At 64.2% G+C, this 15,126-nt stretch carries 12 protein-coding genes, 1 tRNA gene and 1 pseudogene; 6 read left to right on the top strand and 8 right to left on the bottom strand.

Annotation, left to right across the window (positions count from 1 at the left end; all coding sequences use genetic code 11):
• The first annotated feature begins 243 nt into the window (after positions 1-243).
• A complete protein-coding gene (locus APH36_RS12490; RefSeq protein WP_016714885.1) occupies positions 244-1,491 on the top strand; it encodes a glycosyltransferase family 4 protein in 1,248 nt (415 codons plus the stop codon).
• Here the strand turns inward: APH36_RS12490 and glp are convergent.
• Both glp and moaB read right to left on the bottom strand, forming a co-directional pair.
• Positions 1,480-2,706, bottom strand: coding sequence for a gephyrin-like molybdotransferase Glp (gene glp, locus APH36_RS12485; RefSeq protein WP_060498862.1), 1,227 nt, complete (start codon positions 2,704-2,706; stop codon positions 1,480-1,482). The genes APH36_RS12490 and glp overlap by 12 nt on opposite strands.
• Positions 2,690-3,229: a molybdenum cofactor biosynthesis protein B gene (gene moaB, locus APH36_RS12480; protein WP_016714883.1), complete on the bottom strand. Its 540-nt coding sequence runs from the start codon at positions 3,227-3,229 to the stop codon at positions 2,690-2,692. Before moaB ends, glp begins: the two co-directional genes overlap by 17 nt.
• A gap of 187 nt (positions 3,230-3,416) precedes the next feature.
• Here moaB and APH36_RS12475 point away from each other — a divergent pair, with 187 nt between their 5' ends.
• Positions 3,417-3,638, top strand: a complete 222-nt coding sequence (locus tag APH36_RS12475) for a YgdI/YgdR family lipoprotein (RefSeq protein ID WP_013971697.1) — start codon at positions 3,417-3,419, stop codon at positions 3,636-3,638.
• Positions 3,639-3,718: 80 nt separating this feature from the next.
• Positions 3,719-3,795: transfer RNA gene (locus tag APH36_RS12470), tRNA-Pro, on the top strand.
• Positions 3,796-3,849: 54 nt separating this feature from the next.
• On the opposite strand, the gene APH36_RS33165 is transcribed toward APH36_RS12470, so the two are convergent.
• From APH36_RS33165 to APH36_RS12460, 3 genes and pseudogenes are all read right to left on the bottom strand, one after another.
• A complete protein-coding gene (locus APH36_RS33165) occupies positions 3,850-4,563 on the bottom strand; it encodes a methyl-accepting chemotaxis protein (RefSeq protein ID WP_374754790.1) in 714 nt (237 codons plus the stop codon).
• Between the two features lie 171 nt (positions 4,564-4,734).
• Positions 4,735-4,893, bottom strand: a pseudogene (locus APH36_RS33160) (HAMP domain-containing protein); the annotation flags it as partial.
• Between the two features lie 745 nt (positions 4,894-5,638).
• Complete coding sequence (locus APH36_RS12460; protein WP_060498860.1) at positions 5,639-7,402, bottom strand: ABC transporter transmembrane domain-containing protein; 1,764 nt, start codon at positions 7,400-7,402, stop codon at positions 5,639-5,641.
• Positions 7,403-7,611: 209 nt separating this feature from the next.
• On the opposite strand from APH36_RS12460, the gene APH36_RS32085 reads away from it, so the two are divergent.
• Complete coding sequence (locus tag APH36_RS32085) at positions 7,612-7,785, top strand: PA1571 family protein (protein WP_164524267.1); 174 nt, start codon at positions 7,612-7,614, stop codon at positions 7,783-7,785.
• Positions 7,786-7,843: 58 nt separating this feature from the next.
• Here the strand turns inward: APH36_RS32085 and pdxB are convergent, their stop codons facing one another.
• The 3 genes from pdxB to rlmM form a co-directional block, all read right to left on the bottom strand.
• Entirely contained in the window at positions 7,844-8,998 is a 1,155-nt protein-coding gene (gene pdxB, locus APH36_RS12455; protein WP_060498859.1) for a 4-phosphoerythronate dehydrogenase PdxB, read from the bottom strand.
• A gap of 60 nt (positions 8,999-9,058) precedes the next feature.
• Complete coding sequence (tusA, locus tag APH36_RS12450; RefSeq protein WP_003248727.1) at positions 9,059-9,301, bottom strand: sulfurtransferase TusA; 243 nt, start codon at positions 9,299-9,301, stop codon at positions 9,059-9,061.
• A gap of 76 nt (positions 9,302-9,377) precedes the next feature.
• Complete coding sequence (rlmM, locus tag APH36_RS12445; protein WP_060498858.1) at positions 9,378-10,442, bottom strand: 23S rRNA (cytidine(2498)-2'-O)-methyltransferase RlmM; 1,065 nt, start codon at positions 10,440-10,442, stop codon at positions 9,378-9,380.
• Positions 10,443-10,666: 224 nt separating this feature from the next.
• On the opposite strand from rlmM, the gene acnA reads away from it, so the two are divergent.
• Positions 10,667-13,408, top strand: coding sequence for an aconitate hydratase AcnA (gene acnA, locus APH36_RS12440; protein WP_060498857.1), 2,742 nt, complete (start codon positions 10,667-10,669; stop codon positions 13,406-13,408).
• Positions 13,409-13,543: 135 nt separating this feature from the next.
• Positions 13,544-15,109 (top strand): PAS domain-containing methyl-accepting chemotaxis protein, encoded by a 1,566-nt coding sequence (locus APH36_RS12435; RefSeq protein WP_060498856.1) that lies wholly within the window; start codon positions 13,544-13,546, stop codon positions 15,107-15,109.
• Positions 15,110-15,126 lie beyond the last annotated feature (17 nt).

Raw genomic sequence — 15,126 nt, 5'->3', positions numbered from 1 at the left:
AAAAATAACGAAGCCGACGCGGTCTTTTTCCCACACCCGACAATGCGCGGCTATGCTCAGAAAATGAACTTTTGACAAGTTTTTGACCCAGGCCAACATTTTTTTCAGGGAAGTCAGCCTTTTGACCTCTGTTCGCCGGGCCAATCTCGATCCTGGCCATGGACGCGCCACCGGCAGTGGTGTGCATAGCGCCGCCGATGGGCGCGTCTTTTCATCCGCAGCTTTCAGCGAGGATTCCGGGTCATGCGCATTCTCTGGACACTGCCGTACCTGCCTTGGCCAACGACCAGCGGCAGCAAGACCCGGCAATACCACCTGATGCGCGCACTGGCACAGCAAGGCCACCGCATTACCCTGCTGGTGCAATCGAAAATCCCGCTCAGCGATGCGGCCCGCGAAGCCCTGGAGCCGCTACTCGAACGGCTGATCGTGCTACCCCGTCGGCCACTGCACAGCCCGCTGAACCTGCTGGCCTCGCCGATTATCGACTACCCCATGCGGGCGATCATCAATGGCCTGTCCCCTTGCCTGCGGCACCGCTTCGAGCAATTGCTGGACGAACCGTGGGACGTGATCCAGATCGAGCACAGCTACAGCTTTCAGCCGTTCGAAAAGGCTTTGCAGGCGCGCGGGCTGCCCTACATGCTCAGCGAGCACACGCTGGAGTCCGTGATGGGCGGTGCCTGCCACGACCGCCTGCCGCTCTGGCTGCGCCCGCTCAATGCCTTTGACCGCTGGCGCTACCGGCGCTGGGAACAGCGGGTGCTGCGCCAACCTACCGAGCTGGTGGCGGTCAGCGCACACGATGCCGAGCTCATCGCGCAGATCAGCGGGCGCCCGGTGAACGTGGTGGTCAATGGTGTGGATTGTGATTTCTACCAGCACGTGCAACCGGCGCTGCATAGCCAACGCTTGTTGTTCGTGGGCAACTTTGAGTATGGCGCCAACCTGGAAGCCATCGAGTGGGCGCTGGAAGACATCATGCCGCAAGTGTGGATGAGCAACCCGGCGGTGCGCCTGGCGATAGCCGGGCATGCGCTGCCGATCAGCTGGAAATTGCACTGGAACGACCCGCGCATCGAATGGTTCGGTTACCGCCCTGACCTGCGCGAGCTGCAAAAGCGTTCGGCACTGTTCTTCGCCCCGCTGCGCTATGCCGGTGGCTCCAAAGTAAAAATCCTCGAGGCCATGGCCGCCGGCCTGCCGGTGATCACCACCGGCAAAGGCGTATCGGGCCTGGCCGCGAACAACGGTGAGCATTACCTGGGCAGTGATGACGGTGACCAGCTCGCCCTGCTGATCACCCAACTGCTCAACCAGCCCTGGCGCATGAGCCAACTGAGCGATGCCGGGCGGCAATTCGCCCGCCAACGCCACGACTGGAGCGTAGCAGCCCAGCAATTGGAGAACGTGCACATGCGCCTGGCCCAGGCAGCGCCTGCCGAGGCCGCGCCGCTGGGCAGTGCCTGGCTGGGCCGCTCAGCCAAGTAGCTCGCTGAAGGGGATGAACGGCACGCTATCGCCCGGTTTTGGCGTACTGCCTTCGCGCACCTCCACCAGGCCCTCGGCCCAGGCGGCACTGCGCAGCACCCCCGAGCTCTGGTTCTTGTAGATGCACACCCGGCCCTGTTCGATGCGCGCGCGCAGGTATTCGCGGCGCGTGCCAGGCTTGTGCCAGTCGAAGCCCGCCGGCATGTCGAAACGCAGCGGCGTGACATCGGCCACCCCCTGACGACGAAGCAAGTAGGGCCGGGTCAGCAGGCCAAAGGTGACCAAGGTCGAGGCCGGGTTGCCCGGCAGGCCGATCACCGGCACGCCCTGGAAGTGGCCGAACGTCAGCGGTTTGCCCGGCTTGATCGCCAGTTTCCACAACGCCAGTTCGCCGGCTTCACGCAGGGCTGCACCGAGGTAGTCGGCCTCCCCCACCGAGACTCCGCCGGTAGACAAGATAAGGTCAACGTCGCCCAGCGACCCCAGGCAGGCACGGGTACGTGCAAGGTCATCCGGCAGGATGCCCGCATCGACCACATCGCAGCCCAGCCGCTGCAACCAGCTGACCAGCAGCCGACGGTTGCTGTTGTAGATTTGCCCAGGGCCTAGCGGCAGGCCGGGTTCGACCAGCTCGTCACCGGTGGACAGCACCGCCACCCGCACCTTGCGCACCACATCCAGGCGACCATGGCCCAGGGTCGCCGCCAGGCCCAGTTCGATCGGCCCAAGGCGGGTGCCGGCGCTCATTACCTGCTCACCCTTGCGGGTTTCCTGGCCCTGAGGGCGTATGTTCTGCCCGGTTTGCAATGTTTCAAGAAAGCGTACCCGGCCATCTTCGAGCACCTCGGTGTTTTCCTGCATCTCGACGCAATCGGCGCCTTCCGGCACCGGCGCACCCGTAAAGATGCGCGCGCAGGTGCCTGGCTGCAGCGGCCGTGGCGCATGCCCGGCAAAAATGCGCTGGCTGACCGGCAGCGGCTGGCCCTGCCAGTCGGCGCTGCGCAAGGCATAACCGTCCATGGCGCTGTTCGGCCAGGGCGGCAGGTCGAGCGAGGCCACCAGGTCGGTGGCCAGCACGCGGCCTTCGGCCTCGGCCAGCGGCAGGTTTTCGGTCTCGCGGATGGGCGCCGCCTCGGCCAGCGCCAGCAGTTGCGCCAGGGCCTGCTCCACCGGCATCAGCGGCCGGGCCTGGCCGGCCTCAGCCACGGCTGTCACAGGCCGCTGCTTGCTTCAGGTGCGCAACGAAGTTGCACGGGCGATGGCGGGCATCGAGCTGTTCGGCAAGGATGCCATCCCAGCCGGTACGCACGGCGTTGGTCGAGCCCGGCAGGCAGCACACCAAGGTACCGTTGGCCAGCCCGGCCAAGGCACGCGACTGCACCGTGGAGGTGCCAATGTCGGCCACGGAGATCTGCCGGAACAACTCTCCAAACCCCTCCACCTGTTTGTCCAGCAGGCAGGCCACCGCCTCGGGCGTGCTGTCGCGGCCGGTAAAGCCGGTCCCCCCCGTGATCAACACCACTTGCACGTTGTCATCGGCGATCCAGGTGGCAACCTGGGCGCGGATCTTGTACAGGTCATCCTTGAGCAGCACGCGCTCGGCCAAACGGTGGCCGGCCGCACTCAGGCGGTCGACGAACAGCTGCCCGGAGGTGTCGGTGTCGAAAGTACGGGTGTCGCTGACCGTGAGCACGGCGATGTTCAGCGCCACGAAGGGGGTATCTGCCTTGGCTTTCATGGGTGTCCGTCACAACAGGATGAGATGCCCACAGTTATATCACAGCGCACCTTTCCCGACGTTGCGCCCATGGCGATTGCCCTCGGTCAATAGGCCGGGTTTGCCGCTATGCTGCACTAAAGAAGGAACTTGCATGGACACCCTGCGTCTTAACTGACAACTAGCACCATCGCACTGGAGAAACACGATGATTCAACGGACCCTACCCGCCTTCCTGCTCGCCCTGGGCCTGGGCGCCCTTGCCGGCTGCGCTTCGCCGACCGTCATTACCCTGAACGATGGCCGCGAAATCCAGGCCACGGACACCCCGAAGTACGATGAAGACTCCGGCTTCTATGAATTCGAGCAACTGGATGGCAAGCGCACCCGCTTGAACAAGGACCAGATCCGCACCGTCAAAGAGCTCTGATCCAGGCGCCCGTTTTGCAAAGCCCCTTTAAACAACAAGGGCTTGTGTGCGAAAACGGGATGCAGTAGGATTTTGTTCATCGGAGTGTAGCGCAGCCAGGTAGCGCGTCTCGTTCGGGACGAGAAGGCCGCAGGTTCGAATCCTGTCTCTCCGACCAGATCCTGCTCAAAAAGCCCGCCTTGTGCGGGCTTTTTGTTGTGCCTGAAAACGGTCAGGCCGTCAGGCGCGAGGTCACCTCACCCAACTGCCCGGACAACCCATGCAAGCGCTGCCCGGCCTGCTCGGTATGCTGCACGGCCTGCTGGTTGGCCGTGGCAATACGGGTGATTTCGATCAGGTTGCGCGAAATGTCTTCAGCTACGCTGGTCTGCTCTTCGGCCGCCGTGGCGATTTGTCGGTTCATGTCGCGGATCGCCTCTACGGACTGGGTGATGCGCTGCAGCATCTGCCCGGCCTGCTGCACCTGCTCGGCCCCCTCCTCGCTGCGCTGCTGGCCGCTTTCGATCGCCTTGACCGCTTCTACCGCCCCCGACTGCACGGCTTCGATGATCTGGTGAATCTCGGCAATCGACGCAGCCGTGCGCTGGGCCAGGCTGCGCACCTCATCGGCGACCACCGCAAAACCACGCCCGGCTTCGCCAGCACGGGCCGCTTCGATGGCTGCGTTGAGCGCCAGCAGGTTGGTCTGCTCCGCGATGCCACGGATCACCTCCAGCACTTTACCAATGCGCGTGCTGTCGTGCTCCAGATCGCGGATTACCGCCGCCGTACCGGCGATTTCGCGGTTGACCACACCGATAATGTCGATGGTCTGCTGCATCACCTGCTCGCCGGCCTGGGCGCTGTGGTCGGCGTCATCTGCCGCGCGAGCGGCCTCGGCAGCGTGGCGGGCGACCTCCTGAGCGGTGGCGGACATCTCGTGCATGGCCGTGGCCACCTGGTCGGTACGCTGGAACTGGTCGTGGGTGCCACGGGCCATGTCGCCGGCGATGCTGCGCAACTGGCCACTGGCGCCCTCCAGCTCCTGCGCGTTGTCCTGCAGGCGGCCAACGGTATCGGCAAGGAAGTCGCGCAGCGTGTTGGCAGCCCGCGCCAGGCGCCCCAGCTCATCTTCACGGCGGCTATCGACCCGGGCGGCGAAACGCCCTTGGCTCAGTTGTGCGACATACTCGATCAATTGGCGGATTGGCTCGATCAGGCTACGGTTGACCAGCCACAGGCTGAGCAGCCCCACCAGCACCGCCGAAGCCAACATCACCAGCAAGCCCAGCCATACCGTGAGCTCGGCGCTGGCGCTGATGCTGGCCGCACGCTGGCGCGCATCGGCCCGCAGCTGCTCGACCAGTTCGCTCATCTGCTCGCTGGCGGCGCGGTCCACGCCTTTGACCGCCTGGTCGCCGGCTACCGGGTCACCCCCCGCGGCAAGGAAGGCCTGGCGGCCCTGCGCATAGGCCTGGCCCAACTGCCGGTGGCTGTCACGCAGCTGCTGCAAAGGCGCCTTGAGCCTGGCGTCGCTGCTGTCGATCAATTGCCCGAGCAGCGCTTGAACCTGTTGTTCACGGGCCTGGAACTGCTGCCAGTACTTGTCCATGTCTGCCGGCTGGCGCCCGCGCAGCAACACGTTCTTCCATTCCTGTACCTGAATCTTGAATTGCAGGTTGGCTTCGTCGATCAATTGCGAGGCCTGCAGCGGCCCGTCGACCAGCTCGGCATAACCGCGCACGCTGGACGACAGGAACTGGAAACACACCAGGGCGATCAGCAACATCGCCGCCAGGCTGCCGCCGAGCAGCGAGAGAATTTGCACTCTGAGGGATTTACGCAACATCTAGGGTCTCGGAACCAGAGAGAGAGGGCTGGGGCCGCTGTGCAGCCCCCATGACTGGCAGGCCAAAAAAAAGCTGCCATCAAGCAATGGCAGCCAGGTCGAGCACTTACGCAACAGTTGAGGCAGATACTCTCAGGCAATTGCTACAAAAATGTTACAAAACCGCGACACCCTACCCTGTGGTGAACTGCAAGGCCGCCAAGCGCGCATACAGCGGGCTTTCCTCGATCAACTGACGGTGTGTGCCCACCGCCACCAGCCGCCCCTTGTCGATGACCGCGATCCGTTCGGCATGCTGCACCGTGGCCAGGCGATGGGCGATCACCAGCGTGGTGCGCCCGGCCATCAGGCTGGGCAACGCCTGCTGGATCAGGTGCTCGCTCTGCGCGTCGAGGGCGCTGGTGGCTTCATCCAGCAACAGGATCGGCGCATCCACCAGCAACGCCCGGGCAATCGCCAGGCGCTGCCGCTGCCCACCGGAAAGCCCGATACCGCCCTCGCCCAAGGGCGTCTGGTAGCCTTGCGGCAGCTGCCGGATGAATTCATCGGCATAGGCACCGCGGGCGGCTGCCTCGACTTCCGCCAGGGTTGCCTCGGGCCGGCCATAGCGGATGTTGGCCTCCACCGTGCCACGGAACAGCGAGGGGTTTTGCGCCACCAGGGCGAACTGGCGGCGCAGCTGGTCAGGGTCGAGGGCGGTAATCGCCTGGCCATCGAGCAGGATGCGCCCTTGCTGCGGGTCGTAAAAACGCAACAACAAATCGAACAGGGTCGACTTGCCTGCACCCGAGGGACCAACCAGGGCAACGGTCTGTCCTGGTTCGATGGCCAGGCTCAGGCCATCGACGGCCGCCACCGTAGGCCGTGACGGGTAGGCGAACACCACCTGCTGCAATTCGATGTGCCCGCTGGCCCGCTGTTTTGGTAGCGCCTGCGCCAGCTCGGGCGGCAGGATTGCACTGCGCGCAGCCAACAGTTCGGCAATACGCTCAGCGGCACCGGCGGCACGCTGCAGCTCGCCGATCACCTCACTGAGGGTACCGAAGGCGCTACCGACGATCAGGCTGTAGAACACGAACGCAGCCAGCTCGCCTGCAGAAATACGCCCGGCAATCACGTCCATGCCGCCGACCCACAACATCACCCCCACCGCCCCCAACACCAGCACGATCACCAGGGTGATCAGCCAGGCACGCTGGGCAATCCGCTTGCGGGCCACGCTAAACGCTGCTTCGACCGTGCCCGCGAACAGTTCACGGTCGTGCGCCTGGTGGTTGTAGGCCTGCACCGTCTTGATCTGCCCCAGCGTTTCGGCCACGTAGCTGCCCACATCGGCCACCCGGTCCTGGCTCTGCCGCGACAGGCTACGCACCCGACGGCCAAACAGCAGGATAGGTGCCAGCACCAACGGCAGGGCCACCACCACGATACTGGTGAGCTTGGGGTTGGTGATGAACAGCAACACCACGCCGCCGATAACCATCAACGCGTTACGCAGGAACATCGACAACGATGAGCCGATCACCGACTGCAGCAAGGTGGTGTCCGCCGTCAGCCGCGACTGGATTTCGGAGCTGCGATTGTCTTCGAAAAAGCCGGGGTGCAGGCCGATCAGGTGATCGAAAACGGCGCGACGGATATCGGCCACACACCGCTCGCCAATCCACGAGACCAGGTAAAAGCGGCTGAAAGTGCCCACCGCCAGGGCCAGCACCAGCAGCAGGAACAACCCGATGGTCTGGTTGAGCTGGTGCGCGGAGCGGGTCATGAAGCCCTGGTCCACCAACAGGCGGATACCTTGGCCCATCGACAGGGTGATGGCGGCAGTGACCACCAGGGCCAGCAAGGCCAGCAGCACTTGCCGGCGATAGGGGCGGACGAACTGCCAGGCCAGGCGCAAGGCGCGGCGCTGACGTGGGGAAACCGATTCGGGCATGGCGACGACCACAATGCGGGAGAAGCCGCAGACTACCACTCATCCAGGCTGTGGGAACGCCTGCAGGTTGCTATAGCCCATCGGTCTAACCAGTCGCTGGAGCTTTCACCTGGTTTCTGTTGGACTGTTGCTGCCGTGACACAGAAGCTGTCACAGGCCAGTCACGGCGCAGGGCTAACTTGAGCTTGAACCTGATGAGGAGACAGTGCATGAGCTTGCAGCATGGCAGTGACAACCAGAAGCCTCGGGCCACCCCGAAACCGCAGGTGTGCGGTTCGATCATCGACGCCCAGGGGCGCGAAGTGCCGATCACCGAGCAGATGATCCAGCAGGCCTGCAAGGCCCTGGAAGAAAGCCGGGCCGAGCGCGTACGCAAAGGTTGACCTACGAATTACTTGCAACCCGGCGCTCGCGCCGGGTTTTTATTGGCCGGCACTGCCTTCAACAATCTATCCAGGCCAGCACCCCACCCAAGGCACTGACCAGCTGTGCCAGCTGTGGCGACTCACCCCGCAAGCGCACCGCCAGCCCTTCGATCTCGCGCCGTGGCGGGTACTGCTTGCGCAACTGGTCGAACGCCGCCCGCTGCTGCTGCGGGTCGTCGCTCAGACTGCGGCGGAAGTCCGCATCGTCGCGGCGCGGGTCATACACGGCGCGGCACAGGGTCGCCAAGGCCCAGGCCGGGTCGGTGCTGGCGTCCAGCTCAATCTGCGCCAGCGGCGGTCGGGGCAGCAAGTCTGCCAGTTGCACCTGCTCGTCCACGCCGAGGAAGCGGCACAACGCCTGATAGATCTGCGCCGTGCCACGCTGGCGGCCATCGAGGCTGTAGCCGGCAATGTGCGGCGAAGCCAGCGTGCACAGGTCGGCCAGTTGCAGGTCGACCTGCGGCTCGCCCTCCCACACATCCAGCACCGCATGCACGTCTTCACGGTCCAGCAGCAGCTCGCGCAAGGCGGCGTTGTCTACCACCGGGCCACGACTGGCGTTGATCAGCCAGGCCCCTGGGCGCAACTGCGCCAGCTGCGCCTGGCCCAGCAAGTGCCAGGTCGGGTGCTCGCCGGCACGCTGCAACGGGGTATGCAGGCTGATCACATCGCACTGCTGCAAAATCGTCTCGAGGCTGACGTAGTCGCCACCCTCGGCGGCCTGGCGCGGCGGGTCGCACACCAGTACCTTCCAGCCCAGGCCGTGAAGCACCCGCACCAGACGGCCGCCCACCTCACCCGCACCCACCACGCCATACACGCGTTCGGGCAGTGCCACGCCATCGAGCTCGGCCAGGGTTAGTACGCTGCCCAGCACGTAGTCGACCACGCCGCGTGCATTGCAGCCCGGCGCACTGCTCCAGCGGATGCCGGCTTCGGTAAAGTAGTCCAAGTCCAGGTGATCGGTGCCGATGGTGCAAGTGCCGACAAAGCGTACGCGGCTGCCTTCGAGCAACTGGCGGTCGACCTTGGTCACCGAGCGCACCAGCAGGATATCGGCGTCCTTGACGCTGGCGGCATCGAGGCTTCGGCCCGGGTAGCGGCGAATTTCACCGAAACCCTGGAAGAAGGCATCGAGCAGCGGGATGTTCTCGTCGGCAACTATCAGCATGGCGCTCTCCTGTCTGGGGAACGCAGTGTAGGCGCAACGCGGGGCGTGTTCCAGAGCGCTTCAGTCGGCTTTTTTGCGGATCCAGTACAGGAAGGTGCCGGCGTCCTCTTGCTGCTGCAGCAATTCGTGGCCGAGGAAGTTGCAGAACTTGGGAATGTCACGACGGGTCGACGGATCGGTGGCGATGACCTTCAGCAGGCCGCCAGCGGCCAGGTTGCGCACGTGCTGGTGCAGCATCATTACCGGTTCCGGGCAATTCAGGCCGGTAGCGTCGAGGATGGCGTCGGGGGTGAAATCGGTCATGGGGGGCTCCACAAATGATCGTTATTGTCGCGCATAGGGCCGTTTCGACCAAGGGGCTGGCTTGCAGCCCCCGAAATCAGCGCGGCTTCAGGTCCAGTCTGCGCAGATGGCAAGTCACTTCCTCACGGTCGTGATACAGCTGCTTGCAGGCAATCGATACCCTGATCTTGCGCGCCTTGAATGTCGCCTCCATGCGGTCGAGCAACCGCCGCACTTCGGCATAGCGTTGCTTCATCGGCAGCTTCAGGTTGACCACTGCCTCGCGGCACAACCCCTCACCCAGCCAGGTTTCGATCAGCGAAGTGGTGCGCGCCGGCTTCTCGACGATGTCGCATACCATCCAGTCCACCGGCTGCTTCGGCTGCCAGGTGAAACCGTCGGCCATCAAGTGCTGCACCAGGCCGGTGTCCATCAGGCTTTCGGCCATCGGCCCGTTGTCGATGGCCGTCACCAGCATGCCACGACGTACCAGCTGGTAGGTCCAGCCACCCGGCGAGGCGCCCAGGTCGACACCGGTCATGTCATCGCCCAGGCGCTGTTCCCACTGCTCACGCGGGATGAACTGGTGCCAGGCCTCTTCCAGCTTGAGGGTCGAACGGCTGGGTGCCTCGCGGGGGAATTTCAGGCGCGGGATGCCCATGGGCCACAACGCGCTATTGTTGGCCGGGGCCAGGCCAACAAACACCCGCCGGCCGCTGATGAAGGTGAGCAGCAGCCGTGGCCGGCTGGCGTCGTCGACCAGGCGGCCGGCCTTTTGCAGGGCCTTGCGCAGCGGCACTTCGAACTTGCGACAGAAGGTGGACAATTCCTTGCCTTCGTTGCTGTCCAGCACTTCCAGCCACAGGCTGCCGAACACCGGGAAGTCGGCCAACTGCGCCAGCAGCACACTGATCCGGTCACTTTCCGGTAACTCGACAAAACCGCCACGGGCCCACTGCCGAGGGAAAATCAGCTCGTTGAAGCGCAGCGCCCCCATCAACCGCTCGGCACCGCCGTCTTCACTGCAGACAAACTCGGCGCTGGCACTTTGTGGCTTGCCTTTGGCATAGCCGGCAATGCCCAGGCGGGCGGCATGTTCGCTGATTTCGGCGCAAACCTCGCCCTCGAAACCGGGCCGGCAATGCATGAACAGGGTATTCATCTCTCACTCCACTACGGCTGGCGCGCAACAGGCGCCGGCAGGGCGGCGATGATAAAGGAAGATCGGAACCTGCGACATGCCCCACCGGTCCAGAAAAGGGTCAGGGGCCGCAAAGCGGTCTAACCTGACCTTTCAGCCAAGTCCGCACCGTGCGGACCGAAACAGAGCGGTGACACCGGTAAACCTTGAGTATTTGCCGGGCACCGGCGCAGAAGGAGTTGGCAATGCCCTCGCTCGATAGCCTGAACACCCTCAAGCCCCTCCAGGTCGGCAACCAGACCTACCACTATTTCAGCCTCACCGAAGCCGCCCGCCAGCTGGGTGACCTGCAACGCCTGCCCATGTCATTGAAGGTGCTGCTGGAAAACCTGCTGCGCTGGGAGGACGGTCATACCGTCACCGGCGACGACCTGCGCGCCCTTGCCCAGTGGCTGGGCGAGCGGCGCTCCGACCGCGAGATCCAGTACCGCCCGGCGCGGGTGCTGATGCAGGACTTCACAGGGGTGCCGGCCGTGGTCGACCTGGCCGCCATGCGCGCGGCCATGGCCAAGGCCGGTGGCGACCCACAGCGGATCAACCCCCTGTCACCGGTGGATCTGGTGATCGACCACTCGGTGATGGTCGACCGTTATGGCACACCGCAAGCCTTCAACGAGAACGTCGACATCGAAATGCAGCGCAATGGCGAACGCTATGCCTTCCTGCGTTGGGGCCAGAGCGCCTTCGATAACTTCCGCGTGGTGCCGCCGGGCACCGGCATCTGCCACCAGGTCAACTTGGAGTACCTGGGCCGCACGGTGTGGACCCGTGAAGCCGATGGCCGCACCTACGCCTTCCCCGACACCCTGGTGGGTACCGACTCGCACACCACCATGATCAATGGCCTGGGCGTGCTCGGCTGGGGTGTCGGAGGCATCGAGGCAGAGGCGGCCATGCTCGGCCAACCCGTGTCGATGCTGATCCCCGAAGTGATCGGTTTCAAGCTGACCGGCAAGCTGCGCGAAGGTATCACCGCCACCGACCTGGTGCTGACGGTTACGCAAATGCTGCGCAAAAAAGGCGTGGTCGGGAAGTTCGTCGAGTTTTACGGCGATGGCCTGGCCGAGCTGCCATTGGCCGACCGGGCGACCATTGCCAACATGGCGCCGGAATACGGCGCCACCTGCGGTTTCTTCCCGGTCGACCAGGTGACCCTGGACTACCTGCGCCTGTCGGGCCGCCCCGAAGCGACCGTGCAACTGGTCGAGCACTACTGCAAAGCCCAAGGCCTGTGGCGCCTGCCTGGGCAGGAGCCGCTGTTCAGCGACAGCCTGGCGCTGGACATGCACGAGGTCGAAGCCAGCCTGGCCGGGCCTAAACGCCCGCAGGACCGCGTGGCACTGGGCCAGGTCAGCCAGGCCTTCGACCACTTCATCGAACTGCAACCCAAGCCACTGGCGAAGGAAGTCGGCCGCCTGGAAAGCGAGGGTGGCGGTGGCGTAGCGGTAGGCAACGCCGACCAGGCGGGCGAGATCGACTACAACCATGCAGGCCAGACCCACACGCTGCGCGATGGTGCAGTGGTGATTGCCGCGATCACCTCATGCACCAACACTTCAAACCCCAGTGTGATGATGGCCGCCGGGCTGGTGGCGAAAAAGGCGCTGGAAAAGGGCCTGCAACGCAAACCCTGGGTCAAGAGTTCGCTGGCACCGGGCTCCAAGGTGGTCACCGACTACTTCAAGGCCGCCGGGCTCACCCCCTACCTCGACCAGTTGGGCTTCGACCTGGTCGGCTATGGCTGCACCACCTGCATCGGCAACTCCGGTCCGCTGGATGAAGCGATCGAGAAAGCCATCGGCAGCGCCGACCTCACCGTGGCGTCAGTGCTGTCGGGCAACCGTAACTTCGAAGGCCGTGTGCACCCACTGGTCAAGACCAACTGGCTGGCCTCGCCGCCGCTGGTGGTGGCCTACGCCCTGGCCGGCAGCGTACGGCTGGACCTGACGTGTGACCCGCTGGGTACCGGCAAGGACGGCCAGCCGGTTTACCTGCGCGACATCTGGCCCAGCCAGCAGGAAATTGCCGAAGCCGTCGCCAAGGTCGACACGGCGATGTTCCACAAGGAATATGCCGAAGTGTTCGCCGGCGATGCGCAATGGCAGGCCATCGAGGTACCGCAGGCCGCCACCTACGTGTGGCAGCCCGACTCCACCTATATACAGCACCCACCGTTCTTCGACGGCATCAGCGGCCCGCCGCCACAAATCGTCGACATCCAGGGTGCGCGTGTGCTGGCGCTGCTGGGCGACTCGGTGACCACCGACCACATCTCACCGGCCGGCAACATCAAGGCCGACAGCCCCGCCGGGCGCTACCTGCGTGAGCAGGGGGTGGAGCCACGCGATTTCAACTCCTACGGTTCGCGGCGTGGCAACCATGAAGTGATGATGCGCGGCACCTTCGCCAACATCCGCATTCGCAACGAAATGCTGGCGGGTGAAGAAGGCGGCAACACCTTGCATGTGCCCAGCGGCGAGAAGTTGTCGATCTACGACGCAGCCATGCGCTACCAGCAGGAAGGCACCCCGCTGGTGGTGATTGCCGGCCAGGAATACGGCACCGGCTCAAGCCGCGACTGGGCAGCCAAGGGCACCAACCTGCTGGGGGTCAAGGCCGTGCTGGCGGAAAGCTTCGAGCGTATTCACCGCTCCAACCTGGTGGGCATGGGCGTGCTGCCGCTGCAGTTCAAGGCCGGTGACGACCGCAAGCAACTGGGGCTGACCGGCAAGGAGCAAATCGATGTGCTGGGTTTGAATGGCGCGCAGATCCGCCCGGGCATGAGCCTGCCCTTGCGCATCACCCGCGAGGATGGGCAGCAGGCGCAGGTCGAGGTGCTGTGCCGTATCGATACCCTGAATGAGGTGGAGTACTTCAAGGCAGGGGGGATTTTGCATTATGTGCTGCGACAGCTGATTGCCGGCTAAGTCAGCAAAGCCTGGGGCCACCGCACAGCGGCCCCAGGCAGGGCTGGCATGCCTGCAATCGTTCACATTAAATAATCATTCAATAAAACCAGTCCCTTGCCGATACCTGTCGAAAGCCTTGCGGACTATCAACCCATGCGTAACAACCAGCCGATTACCCAGAGAGAACGGACTTTCCCTGCCCAGCAGCGGTTGATCTCCACCACCAATGCCAAGGGTGTGATCACCTACTGCAACGATGCCTTCATCGAAATCAGTGGGTTCACCCGCGAAGAGCTGACCGGTGCGCCGCACAACCTGGTGCGTCACCCCGACGTGCCGCCCGCCGTGTTCGCTCATATGTGGCAAACGCTCAAGCAGGGCCAACCCTGGATGGGCATTGTCAAAAACCGCTGCAAGTCTGGCGACCACTACTGGGTCAATGCCTATGTCACGCCGATCTACGACAACAACCAGGTCGTGGGCTTCGAGTCCGTGCGGGTCAAGCCCACCGCCGAGCAGATCCGTCGCGCCGAGGCGCTGTACCAGCGCATCAATCAGGGCAAGCCGCCAGTACCGCGCCGCGACAAGTGGCTGCCAGTGTTGCAGGACTGGCTGCCATTCATCCTGATCAGCCAGGTAGGCTTCCTGATCGGCAACTGGCTTGGCCACTCCTGGGGCTTCGCCTTGGCCGCCGGGCTTTCCGTACCGTTGGGCCTGCTTGGCCTTGGCTGGCAGCAGCGCGGCCTGAAGCGCTTGCTGCGCCTGGCCGAACAGACCACCTCCGACCCGCTGATCGCACAGATGTTTACCGACAGCCGTGGTGTGCAGGCGCGCCTGGAAATGGCCATGCTCAGCCAGGACGCCCGCCTGAAAACCTGCCTGACCCGCCTGCAGGACAGTGCCGAACACCTCAGCGAACAGGCGCGCCAGTCCGACGCCCTGGCGCACAAGAGCTCCTCGGGGCTTGAGCGTCAGCGGGTAGAAACCGAGCAGGTCGCCGCTGCAGTCAACCAGATGGCCGCCACCACGCAGGAAGTGGCCAACCATGTGCAGCGCACCGCCGACGCCACCCAGGAAGCCAACCGCCTGACCAGCCAGGGGCGGCAGATTGCCGGGGAAACCCGCGATGCCATCGAGCGCCTGTCGGCAGCGGTGGGCGAAACCGGCCAGACGGTGACCCAGCTGGCCAAGGACAGCGACGAAATTGGCGGTGTGGTCGACGTGATCAAGGGCATCGCCGACCAGACCAACCTGCTGGCGCTTAACGCAGCGATCGAAGCGGCGCGCGCCGGGGAAATGGGGCGTGGTTTTGCCGTTGTGGCTGATGAAGTGCGCCAACTGGCTCAGCGCACTGCTGAGTCCACTGGTCAGATCCATGGCCTGATTGCAAAACTGCAACAAACTGCCAGCAACGCCGTACTGACCATGGAAACCGGCCACCGCCAGGCGCAGGAAGGCGTCGACCGGGTGATGCAGGCTGACGAGGCACTGGTAGGGATCAGTGAAGCAGTCGCCAATATCACCGACATGGCCACCCAGATTGCTGCAGCGACCGAAGAGCAGACCGCAGTGGCAGACGAGATCAGCCGCAACATCAGCACCATTGCTGAACTGGCCGACCAGACCGCCGAACAGGCGTTGCACTCGGCACTGCTCAGCGAAGAGTTGACCAGCACGGCGGGGAGCCAGTATTCGCTGGTGGAGCGTTTCAACCGTTAAAGCATCGTGCAGCACCG

The organism is Pseudomonas sp. NBRC 111133 (assembly GCF_001320605.1).
Classification (GTDB): domain Bacteria; phylum Pseudomonadota; class Gammaproteobacteria; order Pseudomonadales; family Pseudomonadaceae; genus Aquipseudomonas; species Aquipseudomonas monteilii.
The sequence above is the reverse complement of the archived record's forward strand: the minus strand, read 5'-3'. Positions and strand labels throughout refer to the sequence as shown.

Excerpts from the sequence above, each read along its gene's own strand:
- APH36_RS12490 (WP_016714885.1), top strand. The coding sequence starts at position 244 with ATGCGCATTCTCTGGACACTGCCGTACCTGCCTTGGCCAACGACCAGC.
- moaB (WP_016714883.1), bottom strand. The coding sequence starts at position 3,229 with ATGAAAGCCAAGGCAGATACCCCCTTCGTGGCGCTGAACATCGCCGTG.
- APH36_RS12475 (WP_013971697.1), top strand. The coding sequence starts at position 3,417 with ATGATTCAACGGACCCTACCCGCCTTCCTGCTCGCCCTGGGCCTGGGC.
- APH36_RS33165 (WP_374754790.1), bottom strand. The coding sequence starts at position 4,563 with ATGCACGAGATGTCCGCCACCGCTCAGGAGGTCGCCCGCCACGCTGCC.
- APH36_RS12460 (WP_060498860.1), bottom strand. The coding sequence starts at position 7,402 with ATGCCCGAATCGGTTTCCCCACGTCAGCGCCGCGCCTTGCGCCTGGCC.
- APH36_RS32085 (WP_164524267.1), top strand. The coding sequence starts at position 7,612 with ATGAGCTTGCAGCATGGCAGTGACAACCAGAAGCCTCGGGCCACCCCG.
- pdxB (WP_060498859.1), bottom strand. The coding sequence starts at position 8,998 with ATGCTGATAGTTGCCGACGAGAACATCCCGCTGCTCGATGCCTTCTTC.
- tusA (WP_003248727.1), bottom strand. The coding sequence starts at position 9,301 with ATGACCGATTTCACCCCCGACGCCATCCTCGACGCTACCGGCCTGAAT.
- rlmM (WP_060498858.1), bottom strand. The coding sequence starts at position 10,442 with ATGAATACCCTGTTCATGCATTGCCGGCCCGGTTTCGAGGGCGAGGTT.
- acnA (WP_060498857.1), top strand. The coding sequence starts at position 10,667 with ATGCCCTCGCTCGATAGCCTGAACACCCTCAAGCCCCTCCAGGTCGGC.
- APH36_RS12435 (WP_060498856.1), top strand. The coding sequence starts at position 13,544 with ATGCGTAACAACCAGCCGATTACCCAGAGAGAACGGACTTTCCCTGCC.